This is a genomic window from Pseudomonas sputi (genome assembly GCF_021603585.1).
Classification (GTDB): Bacteria; Pseudomonadota; Gammaproteobacteria; order Pseudomonadales; family Pseudomonadaceae; genus Aquipseudomonas; species Aquipseudomonas sputi.
On record NZ_BQHI01000020.1, the window covers coordinates 1 to 17,258 of the forward strand.

The window sequence follows — 17,258 nt, forward strand, 5'->3', positions numbered from 1 at the left end:
GGGGCGGGCACTGTTGTCGGCCGCCGCCAATGCATCGCTGCCGCAGGTGTGGGACGCGGATGCACTGAACCTGCTGGCCTCAGGTTTTGTCAGTTTGCCCAAGGATTGCGTGATCACGCCGCATCCGGGGGAGGCCGCGCGACTGCTGGGGGTCAGCACCGCCGAGGTGCAGGCCGACCGTCCCGCGGCGGCACTGGCGTTGAGCAAAAAATATACAGCGGTAGTGGTGCTCAAGGGCGCGGGCAGTTTGATTGCGCATCCCGATGGTCGTCTGGCGCTGTGTCATCAAGGCCATCCGGCCATGGCGACCGCCGGGCTCGGCGATGTACTGGCCGGACTGATCGGCGCGCTGCTGGCCCAGGGCATGGACGGTTTCGATGCCGCGTGTCTGGCGGTTTGGCTGCATGCCAACGCCGGTCTGCAACAAGGTAAATTCGGCCGTGGGCTGGCGGCCAGTGATCTGATCCCAGCCATTCGTCAGTTGTTGGAGGAGCATGCACCGTGTCTGAAGTAACCCTGTACCTGGCCGATGAACAGGCCATGAGCGACTTTGGCGCCCGCATCGCCCGTATCACCCAGGGTCATGGCCTGATCTTTCTCGAAGGCAACCTCGGAATGGGCAAAACCACGCTGTCGCGGGGCATCATTCGCGGTCTGGGTCACGTCGGGGCGGTGAAAAGTCCGACCTTCACGTTGGTCGAGCCCTACGAGATCGGAGACGTCCGGGCATTTCACTTCGACCTGTATCGTCTGGTGGATCCGGAGGAGCTGGAGTTTCTCGGGATCCGCGACTATTTCGAAGACGACGCCCTGTGCCTGATCGAATGGCCCGATAAAGGTGCAGGCTTTTTGCCAAAGCCTGACCTGACCATTACCATTAGCCCGCAAGACAGCGGACGTTCGCTGACCATTTTATCCCAGGGCTCGCGCGGCGAGGCCTGGTGTGCCGCTTTGGCATTGGAAACCAATTGAATGATGGGGTTAGGTATGCGCTTTCGCGCGTTGGTGGCTGCCGCTGGACTGATGTTGATGGCAGTAACCGTCAACGCTGTGGCCGAGACGAAGGTCAACAGCGTGCGCCTGTGGCGGGCGCCGGACAACACGCGACTGGTGTTCGACCTGACAGGTCCGGTGCAGCACAGCGTCTTTACGCTGACCGCGCCGGACCGTCTGGTGATCGATATCAACGGCGCCACCCTCGGCACGCCGCTGAATGTGCAGACCGCCAACACACCGATCACCGCCATTCGCTCGGCCCAGCGCACGCCGACCGACTTGCGGGTGGTCATCGATCTGAAGAAAGCCGTCACCCCGAAAAGTTTCTCGCTGGCGCCGAATGCGCAATATGGCAACCGTCTGGTTGTCGACCTGTTCGACAATCCGGCTGACGCCTCACCGCCGCCCACACCTGCCGCGACCCCGACGGTTGCGACTGTTCCTGCGGTGCCGGTCACCCCGGCCGAACCTGCGATCAAGTTGCCACCGGCTCCGGCCGGCAAGCGCGACATCATTGTGGTGATCGACGCCGGGCACGGTGGTGAAGACCCGGGGGCGTCGGGTTCTCGCGGCCAGCGCGAAAAAGACGTGGTACTGCAGATCGCCCGCGAGCTGCAGCGTCAGGTCAACGGCATGAAAGGCTTTCGCGCCGAACTGACCCGTACCGGCGACTATTTCATCCCGCTGCGCGGCCGTACCGAGATTGCCCGCAAGAAGGGCGCCGACCTGTTCGTCTCGATCCACGCCGACGCTGCGCCGTCTGCTGCGGCCTTCGGTGCTTCGGTGTTCGCCCTGTCCGATCGCGGCGCGACCTCGGAAACCGCCCGTTGGCTGGCCGACAGCGAAAACCGTTCCGACCTGATCGGCGGTGCCGGCAACGTCAGCCTTGACGACAAGGACCGGATGCTGGCCGGCGTTCTGCTCGACCTGTCGATGACCGCCTCGCTGACCTCCAGCCTCAACGTCGGCCAGAAAGTCCTGACCAACATCGGCCGAGTCACGCCGCTGCACAAGCAACGTGTGGAACAGGCCGGGTTCATGGTGCTGAAGTCGCCGGACATCCCGTCGATCCTGGTGGAAACCGGCTTCATCTCCAACGCCAACGAAGCGAACAAGCTTTCAGCGGCAAGCCACCAGCAGGCGCTGGCCCGCTCGATCAGCAGCGGCGTGCGCCAGTTCTTCCAGCAGAATCCGCCACCGGGCAGTTACATCGCCTGGTTGCGCGATTCGGGCAAGATCGCTCAAGGGCCACGTGATCACCGGGTGGGCCCGGGTGAGACGGTGGCGATGATTGCCGTGCGGTATCAGATTTCGCCGGCCACGCTGCGCAGCGCCAACAATCTGAAAAGCGATGATCTGAAAGTCGGTCAGCACTTGACCATTCCCGGCACCGAACTGGCGTCCAAAGAATGAACCAGGTCCTGAACGCGGCCCGCATCGAACTGCTCAGCCCGCGGCTGGCGAACCAGATTGCCGCCGGTGAGGTGGTCGAACGCCCGGCTTCGGTGATCAAGGAGTTGCTGGAAAACAGCCTCGACTCCGGCGCCAAGCGCATCGACGTCGATGTCGAACAGGGGGGTGTCAAACTGCTGCGAGTGCGCGACGACGGCAGCGGCATTTCCGCCGATGACCTGCCGTTGGCCCTGGCCCGTCACGCCACCAGCAAGATCCGTAACCTGGAAGACCTCGAGCAGGTGATGAGTCTGGGCTTCCGGGGCGAGGCACTGGCGTCGATCAGCTCCGTGGCGCGTCTGACCCTGACCTCGCGCACCCGTGATGCCGATCAGGCCTGGCAGGTCGAAACCGAAGGCCGCGACATGGCGCCCCGCGTGCAGCCGGCGGCGCACCCGGTCGGCACGTCGGTGGAAGTCCGTGACCTGTTCTTCAACACCCCGGCCCGGCGCAAATTCCTCAAGACTGAAAAAACCGAATTCGATCACCTGCAGGAAGTGATCAAGCGTCTGGCGCTGGCGCGTTTCGACGTGGCCTTCCACTTGCGCCACAACGGCAAGACGATTCTCAGCCTGCACGAGGCCCACGACGATGCGGCCCGCGCACGGCGTGTGGCGGCGATCTGCGGTTCGGGTTTCCTCGAGCAGGCGTTGCCGATCGAAATCGAGCGCAATGGCCTGCACCTGTGGGGGTGGGTCGGTCTGCCGACCTTCAACCGCAGCCAGGCGGACTTGCAGTACTTTTTCGTCAATGGCCGTGCGGTACGCGACAAACTGGTCGCCCACGCGGTGCGTCAGGCTTATCGCGATGTACTGTTCAACGGCCGGCATCCGACGTTTGCGCTGTTTTTCGAGGTCGATCCGGCAGCGGTGGACGTCAACGTGCACCCGACCAAACACGAGGTGCGCTTCCGTGACGGGCGCATGGTGCATGATTTCCTCTATGGCACCTTGCACCGAGCCCTTGGCGATGTGCGCCCGGAAGACCAGCTCGCCGGTTCGGTCACTACCGCGATCGTTCGGCCAACCGGCCTCGAAGCCGGTGAATTCGGACCGCAAGGCGAAATGCGCCTGGCGGCCAATGCGTTGCTGGAGCAGCCGCAAGCGCAACCGGCGTTCAATACCTCGTCGGGCGCCAGCGCTGGCGGCGCTTATCAGTATCAATACACGCCGCGTCCGCAATCCGCCGTGCCGGCCGCCGAAGCTCAGGCAGCGTATCGCGAGTTTTTCGCGCCGCTGCCCGAGGCGAACGCCAATGCACTGCCGGCCGGTCAGGAAGACATTCCGCCGCTTGGTTACGCGCTGGCGCAGCTCAAGGGCATCTATATTCTGTCCGAGAACGCCCAGGGCCTGGTTTTGGTGGACATGCACGCCGCTCACGAGCGGATCATGTACGAGCGCCTGAAGATCGCCATGGCCAGCGAAGGCCTGAGCGGTCAGCCGCTGCTGGTGCCGGAGTCGCTGGCGGTCAGTCAGCGCGAGGCCGATTGCGCCGAAGAACATGCGGCGTGGTTCCAGCGCCTCGGTTTTGAACTGCAGCGTCTTGGCCCGGAAACCCTGGCCATCCGGCAGATTCCGGCCCTGCTCAAGCAGGCCGAAGCCAACCGACTGGTGGGCGATGTCCTGTCGGACTTGATGGAGTACGGCACCAGCGACCGGATCCAGGCGCACCTGAATGAATTGCTCGGTACCATGGCCTGCCACGGCGCGATCCGCGCCAACCGGCGCCTGGCTCTGCCGGAAATGAACGGCCTGCTCCGCGACATGGAAAACACCGAGCGCAGCGGTCAATGCAACCATGGCCGACCGACCTGGACCCAACTGGGCCTGGACGATCTGGACAAACTGTTCCTGCGCGGTCGTTAATGAGCCAGCTTCCTCCAGCGATTTTCCTGATGGGCCCGACCGCTGCGGGCAAGACCGACCTGGCCATCGAACTGACCAAAGTGCTGCCGTGCGAGCTGATCAGCGTTGATTCGGCGCTGGTTTATCGCGGCATGGACATCGGCACCGCCAAGCCTTCCAAAGAACTGCTGGCCGAATTCCCTCACCGACTGATCGATATTCTCGATCCGGCCGAAGCCTATTCGGCAGCGGATTTCCGTCGTGATGCGCTGGAAGCGATGGCCGAGATCACCGCACGTGGAAAAATTCCGCTGCTGGTGGGCGGTACAATGCTCTATTACAAGGCTTTGATCGAAGGTCTGGCGGACATGCCGGCGGCCGATCCCGAGGTTCGCGCGCAGATCGAAGAAGAGGCTGCACGCCTTGGCTGGCAAGCCCTGCACGATCAACTGGCAGCGATCGATCCGGAGTCGGCGGCACGCATCCATCCGAACGATCCGCAACGACTGAGTCGTGCCCTGGAAGTTTACCGGGTCAGCGGTCAGAGCATGACTGAACTGCGGCTGAAACAATCTGTACAAAGTACCGAAGCGGTCGCATCGGGACTGCAACAATTGCCCTATACTGTCGCGAACCTGGCGATTGCACCAACTAATCGCCAGGTACTGCACGAGCGCATTAAACAAAGATTCACAAATATGCTGGAACAGGGATTCATCGACGAGGTCGTAGCCCTGCGTAATAGAAGTGACCTGCATGCCGGGTTGCCGTCTATACGTGCGGTAGGCTACCGCCAGGTCTGGGACTTCCTGGATGGCAAGCTGACGTCGGCCGAGATGCAGGAACGGGGCATCATCGCCACGCGCCAATTGGCCAAACGCCAGTTCACCTGGCTGCGCAGCTGGAAAGATTTACACTGGCTCGACAGTCTGGATTGCGACAATCTGCCACGCGCCTTGAAATACCTTGGGACGATCTCCATATTGAGCTGAGTCCTTGCAATTGCCGTCTATCCTTGGGGGTGTGGCGGCAAAAGCCATCTGTTTACCTATTTTTTATATTGAATCCTTAAAGGAGTGCGGCACATGTCAAAAGGGCATTCGCTACAAGACCCTTACTTGAATACTTTACGTAAAGAGAAAGTGGGGGTTTCCATCTACCTGGTGAACGGGATCAAACTGCAAGGCACGATCGAGTCGTTCGACCAGTTCGTTATCCTGCTGAAGAACACCGTCAGCCAGATGGTTTACAAACACGCTATCTCTACAGTGGTGCCGGTTCGTCCAATTCGTCTGCCAAGCGCAACCGAATCCGAAGCAGGTGACGCTGAGCCAGGTAACGCCTGATAGGAGTCTCCTTTGTTCTTTGAGCGCCACGGTGGTGGTGAACGAGTCATCCTCGTTCACTTGGATGGACAGGACCCTGAGGCGCGCGAAGATCCGCAGGAGTTTCAGGAGCTGGCAAATTCGGCAGGCGCCGAGACCGTTGCGTTTTTTAACGTGCCGCGTCATCGGCCAACCGCCAAATACCTGATTGGCAGCGGCAAGGTCGAGGAACTGCGCGACCTGGTCCACGCCGAAGAAGCCGATCTGGTGATCTTCAATCACACCCTTACGCCCAGTCAGGAACGTAACCTCGAACGTGTTTTCGAGTGTCGCGTGATCGACCGTACCGGTCTGATTCTGGATATTTTTGCCCAGCGCGCCCGTACCCATGAGGGCAAGCTCCAGGTAGAACTGGCCCAGCTTGACCACATGAGCACCCGGCTGGTCCGCGGCTGGACTCACCTTGAACGTCAGGGTGGCGGTATCGGCATGCGCGGCCCGGGTGAAACCCAGCTCGAAACCGACCGGCGACTGCTGCGGGTACGCCTGCGCCAGATCAAGGGCCGGCTGGAAAAAGTGCGCAGCCAGCGCGAACAGTCGCGTCGCGGCCGCTCGCGTGCGGATATCCCTACCGTGTCTCTGGTGGGATACACCAACGCCGGTAAATCCACGCTGTTCAATAATGTGACGAAGTCCGAGGTGTACGCGGCTGACCAACTGTTCGCCACGCTTGACCCGACCCTGCGCCGTCTGGAACTGGACGATCTGGGGCCGATTGTCCTGGCTGACACCGTGGGTTTCATTCGTCATTTGCCGCACAAGCTGGTTGAGGCATTTCGGTCTACGCTCGAAGAGTCGAGCAACTCCGACCTGCTGTTGCACGTGATCGATGCGGCCGAACCGGATCGCATGTTGCAGATTGAGCAAGTGATGGTGGTGCTGGGCGAGATCGGTGCCCAGGACTTGCCGATCCTCGAGGTCTATAACAAACTCGATTTGCTTGAAGGCGTTGAGCCACAAATCCAGCGCGATGAAAACGGCAAGCCCCAGCGGGTCTGGTTGTCAGCCCGTGATGGCACTGGCCTGGAATTGCTTGAGCAAGCCATTGCCGAATTGCTGGGCAGTGATTTGTTTGTCGGTACCTTGCGTTTGCCTCAGCGGTTTGCGCGTCTGCGTGCACAGTTCTTCGAACTGGGCGCGGTACAGAAAGAAGAATACGACGAAGAAGGCGTCAGCTTGCTGGCCGTTCGATTGCCGCGCTCGGAGCTCAATCGACTGGTCAGTCGTGAAGGCGTTGTGCCGACGGAGTTCATCGAGCAACACACTTTGCAATAAAAGCCTGACAAAGCGGTTGTGCCGCAACGGCAGGCATTCTGTAGCATTGGTCGGCGCGCCGTGGGTGCGTCTTTGCTTTATCAGATGGAGAGCGCTATGGCTTGGAATGAGCCGGGTGGCAACTCGAACAATCAGGATCCTTGGGGTGGCAAGCGTCGCAACAACGGCGACCGCAAGGGGCCGCCGGATCTCGACGAGGCCTTCCGAAAGCTGCAGGAAAGCCTGAACGGGTTGTTCGGTGGTGGAAAAAAACGCGGTGATGACGGTGGTGGCTCGGGCAAGGGCGGCGGCTTCGGCGGCCTGCTGGGCATCGGCCTGGTCGTGCTGGCGGCCGTCTGGCTGTACAGCGCGGTGTACGTCGTGGACGAGCAGGAGCAAGCCGTTGTGCTGCGCTTCGGCAAGTACCACGAGACTGTCGGTCCCGGCCTGAATATCTACTTCCCGCCGATCGACAAGAAGTACATGGAGAACGTCACGCGTGAGCGTGCCTACACCAAGCAGGGCCAGATGCTGACCGAAGACGAAAACATCGTCGAAGTCCCACTGACCGTGCAGTACAAGATCAGCAACCTGCAGGACTTCGTGCTGAACGTCGACCAGCCGGAAATCAGCCTGCAGCATGCGACCGAAAGTGCGCTGCGCCATGTGGTGGGTTCCACCGCGATGGACCAGGTGCTGACCGAAGGTCGTGAACTGATGGCCAGCGAGATCAAGGAGCGTCTGCAACGTTTCCTTGATACCTATCGCACCGGTATCACCGTCACCCAGGTCAACGTACAGAGCGCAGCGGCACCGCGTGAAGTACAGGAAGCCTTCGATGATGTGATCCGCGCCCGTGAAGACGAGCAGCGTTCGCGCAACCAGGCTGAAACCTACGCCAACGGCGTGGTGCCGGAAGCCCGTGGTCAGGCCCAGCGGATCCTTGAAGATGCCAACGGCTACCGTGACGAAACGGTCTCGCGCGCCAAGGGTGAGGCGGATCGCTTCACCAAATTGGTCGCCGAGTATCGCAAGGCCCCTGAAGTGACCCGCGAGCGTCTGTACCTGGACACCATGCAGGAAGTCTTCAGCAATACCAGCAAGGTGCTCGTGACCGGCAACAAGAACGGCCAGAGCAACCTGCTGTACCTGCCGCTGGACAAGATGGTTGAAAGTGGTCGCAACACCAGTGCTCCGGTGAACAGTGCGGCAGCCTCCAGCAATGAAGCCAATGCACGTGCCGCAGCCGATCTGCAGCAACAGCAGGCGCGTACCAGGGAGAGTCGCTGATGAGCAATAAATCGCTGATCGCCCTTATTGTCGGCGTTGTCGTGGCGATCGCTGCCTGGAACTGCTTCTACATCGTCGCTCAGACCGAGCGCGCGGTGTTGCTGCAGTTCGGTCGCGTGGTTCAGGCTGACGTTCAGCCGGGTCTGCATGTGAAGGTTCCTTACGTCAACCAGGTGCGCAAGTTCGACGCCCGCCTGATGACGCTGGATGCGCCGACACAGCGTTTCCTGACGCTTGAAAAGAAAGCCGTGATGGTCGATGCCTACGCCAAGTGGCGGGTGAAGGATGCCGAGCGTTTCTACACCGCAACGTCCGGCCTCAAGCAGATCGCCGACGAGCGTCTGTCCCGTCGTCTGGAGTCGGGGCTGCGTGACCAGTTTGGTAAGCGCACTCTGCATGAAGTGGTGTCCGGTGAGCGTGATGCGCTGATGGCCGATATCACGGCGTCGCTGAACAAGATGGCGGAAAAGGAGCTGGGTATCGAAGTGATCGATGTCCGGGTCAAGGCTATCGATCTGCCGAAAGAAGTGAACCGCAGCGTGTTCGAGCGCATGAGTACCGAGCGTGAGCGTGAAGCTCGCGAGCATCGCGCCAAGGGTAACGAGCTGGCCGAAGGCATCCGTGCCGACGCCGATCGTCAACGCCGCGTGTTGCTGGCTGAAGCCTATCGTGAATCCGAAGAGATTCGTGGTGACGGCGACGCCCAGGCTGCTGCGATCTATTCCAAGGCCTACGGGCAGGATCAGGAGTTCTACGCGTTCTACCGTAGCCTGCGCGCCTACCGTGAAAGCTTCGCGAACAAATCCGACGTCATGGTCCTCGACCCAGGCAGCGACTTCTTCAAGTATCTGGAGAAGGCCAAGCCTTGATGCGACGTTGACCTGAATCATTCCGCCCGGCGGCTAAAACCTCGGGCGGGGTGATCCTTTGGGAAAACGTGTGTATGATGCGGCAGCCGGGAAATTCCCGGCTTTTTTGCGTCTGCACGTTTGATTGCTGTTTTTGTTGCAGAAGATCGGGTTGAATGGCCCGACAGTTTTTCGAGGAAAGTGATGGGCGAAGCCGGTAACAGGCCTTTCGCCGCGTCGTTCATGCGCGTGCGTTTTGAACGGGCCGGTCATTTTCTGCTTCACTCAAGGCTCGCCCTCGGGCTGGCCGCCCGGATCTAAGGGGAATGGCGTAATGGCAACGGTAGACCGCTGGCTGCTGCCAGATGGCATCGAAGAAGTACTGCCACCGGAAGCGGCGCGCATTGAAGTCGCGCGTCGTCAGGTGTTGGATCTGTTCCAGAGCTGGGGTTACGAGTTTGTCGTGACTCCCCATATCGAGTACCTGGAATCCCTGCTGACCGGCGCGGGCCAGGACCTGGATCTGCGTACCTTCAAGGTCATCGACCCGCAATCGGGCCGGCAGATGGGTTTTCGTGCCGACATCACGCCGCAAGTGGCGCGCATCGATGCGCACACCCTGCGTCGCGAAGGCCCGAGCCGTCTGTGCTACGCCGGCAGCGTGCTGCATGCCCAGCCGCGTGCCTTGTCGTCCTCGCGCAGCCCGATCCAGCTGGGCGCCGAGTTGTACGGCGATGCGAGCCCGAGCAGCGACGTCGAAGTCATCAGCCTGATGCTGGCCATGCTGCAACTGGCCGATGTGCCGGACGTGCACATGGACCTTGGGCATGTGGGCATTTACCGCGGTCTGGCCCAGGCGGCCGGTCTGTCGGGTGAAGTCGAGCAGCAGTTGTTCGATGCGTTGCAACGCAAGGCCATCGACGAGGTCATTACCTTGACCGAAGGCTTGCCGGCCGATCTGTCCGGCATGCTGCGTGCGCTGGTCGATCTGTGCGGCGGCCGTGAAGTATTGAGCGCTGCCCGAGAGCGTCTGGCCAATGCGCCGGCGCCGGTACTGGCGGCGCTGGAAGATTTGCTGGCGATCGCCGAGCGTCTGTCGGTGCGCTTCCCGGAGCTGCCGCTGTACTTCGACCTGGGCGAGCTGCGCGGTTATCACTACCACACCGGTGTGGTGTTCGCGGTATTCGTGCCGGGTGTTGGCCAGTCCATCGCCCAGGGCGGTCGCTACGACGACATCGGCGCCGACTTCGGTCGCGCCCGTCCGGCCACCGGCTTCTCCACCGATTTGAAAACCCTGGTGACCCTGGGGCGTGCTGAGATCGAGCTACCGTCTGGCGGTATCTGGATGCCTGACAGTACGGATGCGGCACTCTGGCAGCAGGTTTGCCAGTTGCGCAGTGAGGGTCAGCGTGTCGTTCAGGCGTTGCCTGGGCAACCTTTGGCCGCCGCCCGTGATGCGGACTGCGACCGGCAATTGATCCAGCAGAACGGGCTTTGGCAAGTATCGCCACTGGCTTCTTGAGTTTTCCTGCCGGCTGACGCCGGCACCAAGTTTGCGCGAATGAGGACAAGTGTTATGGGTAAGAATGTCGTAGTCCTGGGCACCCAATGGGGTGATGAGGGCAAAGGCAAGATCGTTGATCTGCTGACCGAACATGCTGCCGCCGTAGTGCGCTACCAGGGTGGCCACAACGCCGGTCACACTCTGGTGATCGACGGTGAAAAAACCGTCTTGCACCTGATCCCGTCGGGCGTGCTGCGCGAAGGCGTGCAGTGCCTGATCGGCAACGGCGTGGTGGTTGCACCTGACGCCCTGCTGCGCGAGATCACCAAGCTGGAAGAGAAAGGCGTACCGGTGCGCGAGCGTCTGCGTATCAGCCCTTCCTGCCCGCTGATCCTGTCCTTCCACGTGGCCCTGGATCAGGCCCGTGAAAAGGCTCGCGGCGAGCTGAAGATCGGTACGACCGGTCGCGGCATCGGCCCGGCTTACGAAGACAAGGTTGCTCGTCGCGGCCTGCGTGTTGGCGACCTGCTCAACATGCCACGCTTTGAAGACAAGCTGCGTGAACTGGTGGACTACCACAACTTCATGCTGGTCGGTTACTACAAAGAGCCTGCCATCGAGTACGAAAAGACTCTGGCCGAGTGCAAGGCATACGCCGAGCTGCTCAAGCCGCTGATGCTGGACGTGACTGCCGAGCTGCACGACCTGCGTCGCGCCGGCAAGGACATCATGTTCGAAGGCGCCCAGGGTTCGTTGCTCGACATCGACCACGGTACCTACCCGTACGTGACCAGCTCCAACACCACCGCGGGTGGCGTGGCGACTGGTTCGGGCGTTGGCCCGATGTTCCTCGACTACATCCTGGGCATCACCAAGGCCTACACCACTCGCGTCGGTTCGGGTCCTTTCCCGACCGAGCTGTTCGATGAAGTCGGTGCGCACCTGGCCAAGCAAGGTCACGAATTCGGCGCGACCACCGGCCGTGCCCGTCGTTGCGGCTGGTTCGACGCCGTTATCCTGCGTCGCGCCATCGATGTGAACAGCATCTCGGGCATCTGCCTGACCAAGCTGGATGTCCTCGACGGCCTGGAAACCATCAACATCTGCACCGGCTACAAGGATGCACAAGGCAACGCCGTTGCTCCGACCGACGCTGACAGCTACGTAGGCCTGCAGCCTGTGTACGAAGAAGTGCCGGGCTGGACCGAATCGACCGTGGGTGCCAAGACCCTGGAAGAGCTGCCGGCTAACGCTCGTGCTTACATCAAACGCATTGAAGAGTTGATCGGCGCGCCGATCGACATTATTTCGACGGGCCCGGATCGCAACGAAACCATCGTTCTGCGTCATCCGTTCGCTTGATAAGTCGTTGATGTAAAAACACAAAGGCCCCTTCATCGGGGCCTTTGTCGTTTATGCCTGTTGGACGGCATGACCTTTGCTGTGATTCTGTCTACAAGAGTGCCATCAAATTAATGGCGTCAGAAGTAGAGGGATTCAAAGTGTCAGCCGTTCTCTCACTGTTACAAAGCCGTTTGTTGCGGCCTGTGTTCGTTACCCTTGGTATCGCCCTTTTGGTGCAAGTGCTGGTGGCCGTCGCCCTGACGCGGAGCACCGTCACCGCGCTGGAAGCCGATCTCGGCACTCGTCTGGGCGCCGATAGCCAGAAATTGTCCGGTGAGCTGGAGCAGGCCGGGCGTGAAGTCACGTCGAGCCTCGACAATCTTTCCTCGAGTACCCGTCAGCGTCTTACCGCCGGTCTTTCTTCGCGTCTGAAGGAAGAACAGGCGCAACTGCGCGCGACTCTGGAAAAAGACCTGAAGGATTCGGCCAATGACATGGCCCAGTTGCTGGCTTCGGTGGCGCCTCGCGCCATGTGGGACAGCGACGTGCCGACCCTGTCCGAATTCGCCCGCCGGGCCCAGCGTAATCCCAATGTGCTGTTCGTGGTGTATGACGACGCCACCGGCCAGCATCTGACCCGCTACCTCAACCGCGAAAACCCGATCAACAAGGCCCTTCTGGAAAAAGGCCAGGGTGAGCGGGCGCTGGACAAGGTGCTGGATGCGGCAAAGAACGATCCGTCGGTCTACTACCTGGAAGCCTCGATCAACCCCAATGGCGTGGAAATCGGCAAGGTGCTGATGGGGGTCTCGACCGCCTCGGTCGAAACCGATCTGGCGGCGCTCGATCGGCGCTTCGCGGCGTTGATTGCCAGCAGCGATCAACTGGTCGGCGACAGCCTCAAGGGCGCCGCTGCCGACAGTGCCACCGCCATGCAGGCTCGCCTGCAATCGGCGCAGTCCACGGCTGCCGAGATGAAAGCCAACACCACCAGTACCGTACAGGACGCTGCAGCAACCCTGCGCTGGCGCATCGGCATGGGCCTGGCGCTGGTGGGGGCCGGCGTGCTGTTGCTGCTGGCGGTGGTGCTCGGTCATCGGGTGGTCAATCGCCTGAAAATGCTCAACGCCGCCATGGATGACCTGGCCGCAGGCGAGGGCGATCTGACCAAGCGCGTGCAGATCAACAGCAAGGACGAAATCGGCGACATGGCTTCGGCGGTCAACCGCTTTGTGGACAAGCTGCAGCCGATCGTGCGCGAGGCCGGGGATGTGGCTCAGCGCACCGGTGTGGAAATCGGCGCCATGACCCTGCGCAACGCCGGTGCCGATGCCGCGGCCGGGATGCAGCGCGATGAAGTAGCTGAAAGTCTGCGGGCACTGTCGCAAATGGCCGATGAGGCGCAGTCGGAGAGTCATGCAATGCAGGCGGCATTGAAGCAGGTAGTGGATATTCGTCAGGCCACCGACGAGAACACTCGCACCTCGGCGAAAGTCGGTAGCCTGATCGAGGCGCTGGCCGGGCAGGTCGACACCGGTGCCAAAGTCATCGAGCGGCTGGCGCAGCAGAGCGAGCAGATCGAAGTGGTGCTGACCGTGATTCACGGCATCGCCGAGCAGACCAACCTGCTGGCGCTCAATGCGGCCATTGAAGCGGCCCGAGCCGGCGAGACCGGTCGCGGGTTTGCAGTGGTGGCGGATGAAGTCCGCGCGCTGGCGAGCAAGACCCAAAGCTCCACCGGCGACATCCAGGCGCACATCGTGGCCTTGCAGCAGGGTGCCCGTGAAGCGGTGGAGGCGATCGGCCAGGCCGGGCGTCAGGCCAGCGAAGGTTTGCTGGTGCTGCGTGACAGCGCGCGACTGCAGCAATCGGTGCAGGCGTCGGTCGAGCAGGTGCATGCGGCGATTGGCCTGGCGACTCAGGCTGCAGCGCATCAGGCGCAGGGCGCCCAGGCGGTGCGTGGGCGGGTCGAAACGATTCATGCCCAGGCCGAGAAAGCTGCTCAGGCGGTGGTCGAAACCACGGCCAGCGGCAAGGTGCTGGATGGTCTGGCGGCGCAACTCAAGGCCAGTCTGGGGCAGTTCCGGGCCTGATATTGCGGGCAAAAAAAATCGCAGCCTCGGCTGCGATTTTTTTATCGGCTCAAATACATCCGGGTCGTCAACAGATACACCGGCAATCCAGACACCACAATCAACAACGCCGCATAAGGTGCCGCCGCTGCGAACTCGACATTCGCGGTGTGCGCCCAGACTTCGGTCGCCAACGTGTTGAGCCCGGTAGGGCTCAGCAGCAGCGTCGCCGTCAGTTCCTTCATGGCATCCAGAAACACCAGCGCAAACGCCGCGCCCAGTGCCGGAAAGATGATCGGCAGGGTCACTCGGCAGAACGCCGTGAACGAAGAGGCGCCGAGCGTGCGAGCGGCTTCTTCCAGTTGCGGCGCCGCCTTGTTCAGCGCCGTTCGGATCGGTGCCTGAGCCAGCGGCAAAAACAGCAGCGCATACGCAATCAGCAACAGCGCGGAGGTCTGGTACAGCGCCGGCACGTAATGCAGGGCGAAATACACCAGCGTCAACGCGATCACCAATCCCGGCAGGGCGTGCAGCAGATAGGGCAGGCGTTCTGCCCAGATCGCCAGCTGGCCTTTGTGGCGCACCACCAGCAATCCGACCGGCACCGCCAGCACCAGACACAATCCGGCACCACCGAGCGACAGCGCCAATGACGACAGCAAGGCTTCAGTGATCGCTGCAACCGGAAAGGCCGCTGACGATCCTACGGCGAGCCAGTAGGCCAGCATGCCCATCGGAATTCCACTGCCGACAATCGCCAGCATCAGGCAATACAACTGACCGGCGATGGACCAGGGGCCCAGCCGCACTTGTTCAGCCCGACGTGCCGCGCCCTGGCCGGTGCGTACGTGGCGGCCCTTGCCGCGCACCCGCAGCTCCAGCCACAACAGCATCAAGCACAGCGCCAGCAATACCGCCGACAGCATCGCCGCGTTGGCATTGCTGAATTCCAGTTCGAATTGCTGATAGATCGCGGTGGTGAAGGTTTGCAGGCCGATGATCGACAGTGCACCGAATTCCACCAGCATGTGCAGCGCAATCAGCAGCGAACCGGCCAGCAACGAAGGCCAGAGCAGCGGCAGGGTAACGCGGAAAAACACGCCCCAGCGATTCTGTCCCAGGGTGCGAGCGGACTCCTCAAGAGAAGGATCAAGATTGCGCAGCGTGGCGGCTACCGGCAGAAAGATCAGCGGGTATTTCGACAGGCTCATCACGAGGATCGCCCCGCCAAGGCCTTCAAACTGTGCGCTCAACGACACCCAAGTGAAGCTGCTGACAAACGCCGGCACCGCGAACGGCAGGCAAAGAATCACGCCCCACAGCCGTCGGCCCGGCAGGTTGCTGCGCTCCAGCAGCCACGCCAGCGACAGGCCGATTACGCCGCAAGTCACGGTCACGCCAACCATCAGCGCCAGCGTGTTGCGCAGCAGGCCGAACACATAGGGGCGCCACAGTAAATGCAACGCTTCGGTCCAGCCCGCCTGCCAGGCTTTGAGCCCGACGTAGGCCAGCGGCAACAGGCTCATGACCACCAGCAGCAATACCGGCAGCACCAGCCAGATCGACGGCCGCTTGCGCCGTGGGACGTAACCCCCGCGTATGGCGCGGGCGGATAACGATGCGCTCATCAGTTCAGGCCAACCTCGCGTTCCAGCTCCAGCGCCTCTTCAGCATTGCCCAAATCCGCTGGCGTGACGTCCGGTGCTTCCAGTTCACTGAACGGCTTGAGACCGCGATCCGATTCCATGCCTTTGTGCAGCGGGTATTCGGCGGTGGTCTGGGTGATCACACGCTGACCTTCTTCGCTGGCCATGTAGGCGAGGAATTGCTGGGCTTCTTTTGGATGTTTGCTGGACTTCAGCACGGCTGCGCTGGAGACAGTGATCAGACCGCCCACATCGCCGCCAGTGAAGTAGTGCAGTTTCGAATCAAGCTTGCCTTTCTCCCGCTGCAGGGCGAACCAGTAATAGTTGTTCACCAGCACGGTGGCGACTTCGCCGTTTTCCACAGCCTTGAGGGCGACCATGTTGTTGCTGTAGGTCTTGCCGAAAGCGCGCAGGCCGGTCAGCCATTCTTCGGCGGCGTCGCGACCGTGCTTCTTGATGATGGCCACGGCCTGTTCCTGGAACGCGCCGCTGGTCGGGACGAAGCCGACCTTGCCTTGCCATTGTGGATTGGCGAAATCGAGCACCGATTTGGGCAGGTCCTTTTCGTCGATCAGTTTCGGATTGAAGGCCACCACACGAACCCGGGCGGTGACGCCGATCCAGGTGCCATTGCCGGCGACGTATTCCTTCGGCAGAACGGCCAGGGTCGCGTCGTCAGCCTTGGCCAGCAGGCCTTGTTCGCCGAGATTGTTCAGCGGCGGGGATTCTTCGGTGTAGATGACGTCGGCGGGGGAGCGGTTGCCTTCTTCGATGATCTGGCTGGCGAGCTGATTGCTGCTGCCCTTGCGCACTTTGACGTGAATGCCGGTCTTGGCTTCGAAGGCTTTGGCGATGGCGTCGCCGACTTCCTTGTGTTGACCGTTATAGAGCGTCAGGGAAACCGTGTCGGCAGCCTGGGAGAGGGGAGTGGCGAGTGCCAGGCCGAGCAGGGTGAAGGTCAAGCCGCGGCGCAGGGTATTTCGAAACATCATTCGCAGGGTTCCTCACTGTCGCATTGCAAAAACTTGCAACAATGATAAACGATATTGTTTCTCAAGTGCGCCTTGCGGGGAGGGGATGGGTCTGATAGGCGTTGGGTTTTAGATTTTCCAAATCCCGGAAACGCAAAAACCCGCTTTCGCGGGTTTTTGTGAGATTCAAGATCGTGACCTTGAATCTGAATTGGTGCCCAGAAGAAGACTCGAACTTCCACGACCGTAAGGTCACCAGCACCTGAAGCTGGCGTGTCTACCAATTTCACCATCTGGGCTTTATCTTCAGCGTTGCCGCTGTTGATGTGGCGCACTATACGGAGCGCCTTTTGATCTGTAAACCCCTGATTTGATTTTAATAAATCAATTTCAGAAAAAGGCGGGGCACAGAATGCAAAAACCCGCTTTCGCGGGTTTTTGTGTGAGTCTTGAAACTGATCTAGTCTCAAACTCGAAATTGGTGCCCAGGAGAAGACTCGAACTTCCACGACCGTAAGGTCACCAGCACCTGAAGCTGGCGTGTCTACCAATTTCACCACCTGGGCATCTCGTCAACGTGTGTACGTCGTCGATGGCGCGCACTATACGGAGCGACTTTTTAACTGTAAACCCCTGCCGGCAAAAAAAATGA

14 protein-coding genes and 2 tRNA genes are annotated in these 17,258 nt (G+C 61.0%); 12 read left to right on the forward strand and 4 right to left on the reverse strand.

The features are described from left to right. From L6D81_RS22020 to L6D81_RS22075, 12 genes are all read left to right on the forward strand, one after another. Positions 1–514 (forward strand): NAD(P)H-hydrate dehydratase (locus L6D81_RS22020; protein WP_236181915.1); only part of this gene is annotated, 514 nt, incomplete at its 5' end. Then, positions 502–972 (forward strand): tRNA (adenosine(37)-N6)-threonylcarbamoyltransferase complex ATPase subunit type 1 TsaE, encoded by a 471-nt coding sequence (gene tsaE, locus L6D81_RS22025; protein WP_007950729.1) that lies wholly within the window; start codon positions 502–504, stop codon positions 970–972. The genes L6D81_RS22020 and tsaE, both read left to right, overlap by 13 nt. A gap of 51 nt (positions 973–1,023) precedes the next feature. Beyond that, a complete protein-coding gene (locus L6D81_RS22030) occupies positions 1,024–2,409 on the forward strand; it encodes an N-acetylmuramoyl-L-alanine amidase (RefSeq protein WP_373874329.1) in 1,386 nt (461 codons plus the stop codon). Then, the gene (mutL, locus tag L6D81_RS22035) at positions 2,406–4,313 is read left to right on the forward strand and encodes a DNA mismatch repair endonuclease MutL (protein WP_085667723.1); all 1,908 of its coding nucleotides are present in this window, start codon (positions 2,406–2,408) and stop codon (positions 4,311–4,313) included. The genes L6D81_RS22030 and mutL overlap by 4 nt, the downstream gene beginning before the upstream one ends. Continuing rightward, a complete protein-coding gene (gene miaA / locus L6D81_RS22040; RefSeq protein ID WP_236181916.1) occupies positions 4,313–5,284 on the forward strand; it encodes a tRNA (adenosine(37)-N6)-dimethylallyltransferase MiaA in 972 nt (323 codons plus the stop codon). The genes mutL and miaA overlap by 1 nt, the downstream gene beginning before the upstream one ends. 93 nt (positions 5,285–5,377) lie before the next feature. Further along, positions 5,378–5,638 carry an RNA chaperone Hfq gene (hfq, locus tag L6D81_RS22045; protein WP_007902656.1) on the forward strand — a complete coding sequence of 87 codons (261 nt, stop codon included), beginning with the start codon at positions 5,378–5,380 and terminating at the stop codon, positions 5,636–5,638. Between the two features lie 12 nt (positions 5,639–5,650). Further along, positions 5,651–6,952, forward strand: a complete 1,302-nt coding sequence (gene hflX, locus L6D81_RS22050; RefSeq protein WP_236181917.1) for a ribosome rescue GTPase HflX — start codon at positions 5,651–5,653, stop codon at positions 6,950–6,952. 96 nt (positions 6,953–7,048) lie between these two features. Further along, positions 7,049–8,221, forward strand: coding sequence for an FtsH protease activity modulator HflK (hflK, locus tag L6D81_RS22055; RefSeq protein ID WP_236181918.1), 1,173 nt, complete (start codon positions 7,049–7,051; stop codon positions 8,219–8,221). Beyond that, on the forward strand, positions 8,221–9,090 hold the full coding sequence (hflC, locus tag L6D81_RS22060) for a protease modulator HflC (RefSeq protein ID WP_236181919.1): 870 nt from the start codon (positions 8,221–8,223) through the stop codon (positions 9,088–9,090). The genes hflK and hflC overlap by 1 nt, the downstream gene beginning before the upstream one ends. 313 nt (positions 9,091–9,403) lie before the next feature. Continuing rightward, positions 9,404–10,591 carry an ATP phosphoribosyltransferase regulatory subunit gene (locus tag L6D81_RS22065; protein ID WP_011332186.1) on the forward strand — a complete coding sequence of 396 codons (1,188 nt, stop codon included), beginning with the start codon at positions 9,404–9,406 and terminating at the stop codon, positions 10,589–10,591. A gap of 54 nt (positions 10,592–10,645) precedes the next feature. Next, positions 10,646–11,935, forward strand: a complete 1,290-nt coding sequence (locus L6D81_RS22070) for an adenylosuccinate synthase (RefSeq protein ID WP_236181920.1) — start codon at positions 10,646–10,648, stop codon at positions 11,933–11,935. A 140-nt stretch (positions 11,936–12,075) separates the two neighbouring features. Beyond that, entirely contained in the window at positions 12,076–14,010 is a 1,935-nt protein-coding gene (locus tag L6D81_RS22075) for a methyl-accepting chemotaxis protein (RefSeq protein WP_236181921.1), read from the forward strand. Positions 14,011–14,051: 41 nt separating this feature from the next. Here the strand turns inward: L6D81_RS22075 and L6D81_RS22080 are convergent, their stop codons facing one another. The 4 genes from L6D81_RS22080 to L6D81_RS22095 all read right to left on the reverse strand — a co-directional run bounded on the left by L6D81_RS22080 (position 14,052) and on the right by L6D81_RS22095 (position 17,172). After that, on the reverse strand, positions 14,052–15,617 hold the full coding sequence (locus tag L6D81_RS22080) for an ABC transporter permease (RefSeq protein WP_236181922.1): 1,566 nt from the start codon (positions 15,615–15,617) through the stop codon (positions 14,052–14,054). Further along, positions 15,617–16,627 (reverse strand): extracellular solute-binding protein, encoded by a 1,011-nt coding sequence (locus tag L6D81_RS22085; protein ID WP_236181923.1) that lies wholly within the window; start codon positions 16,625–16,627, stop codon positions 15,617–15,619. The genes L6D81_RS22080 and L6D81_RS22085 overlap by 1 nt, the downstream gene beginning before the upstream one ends. Before the next feature lie 191 nt (positions 16,628–16,818). Then, positions 16,819–16,905, reverse strand: a tRNA-Leu gene (locus L6D81_RS22090). Positions 16,906–17,085: 180 nt separating this feature from the next. After that, positions 17,086–17,172, reverse strand: a tRNA-Leu gene (locus tag L6D81_RS22095). Positions 17,173–17,258 lie beyond the last annotated feature (86 nt).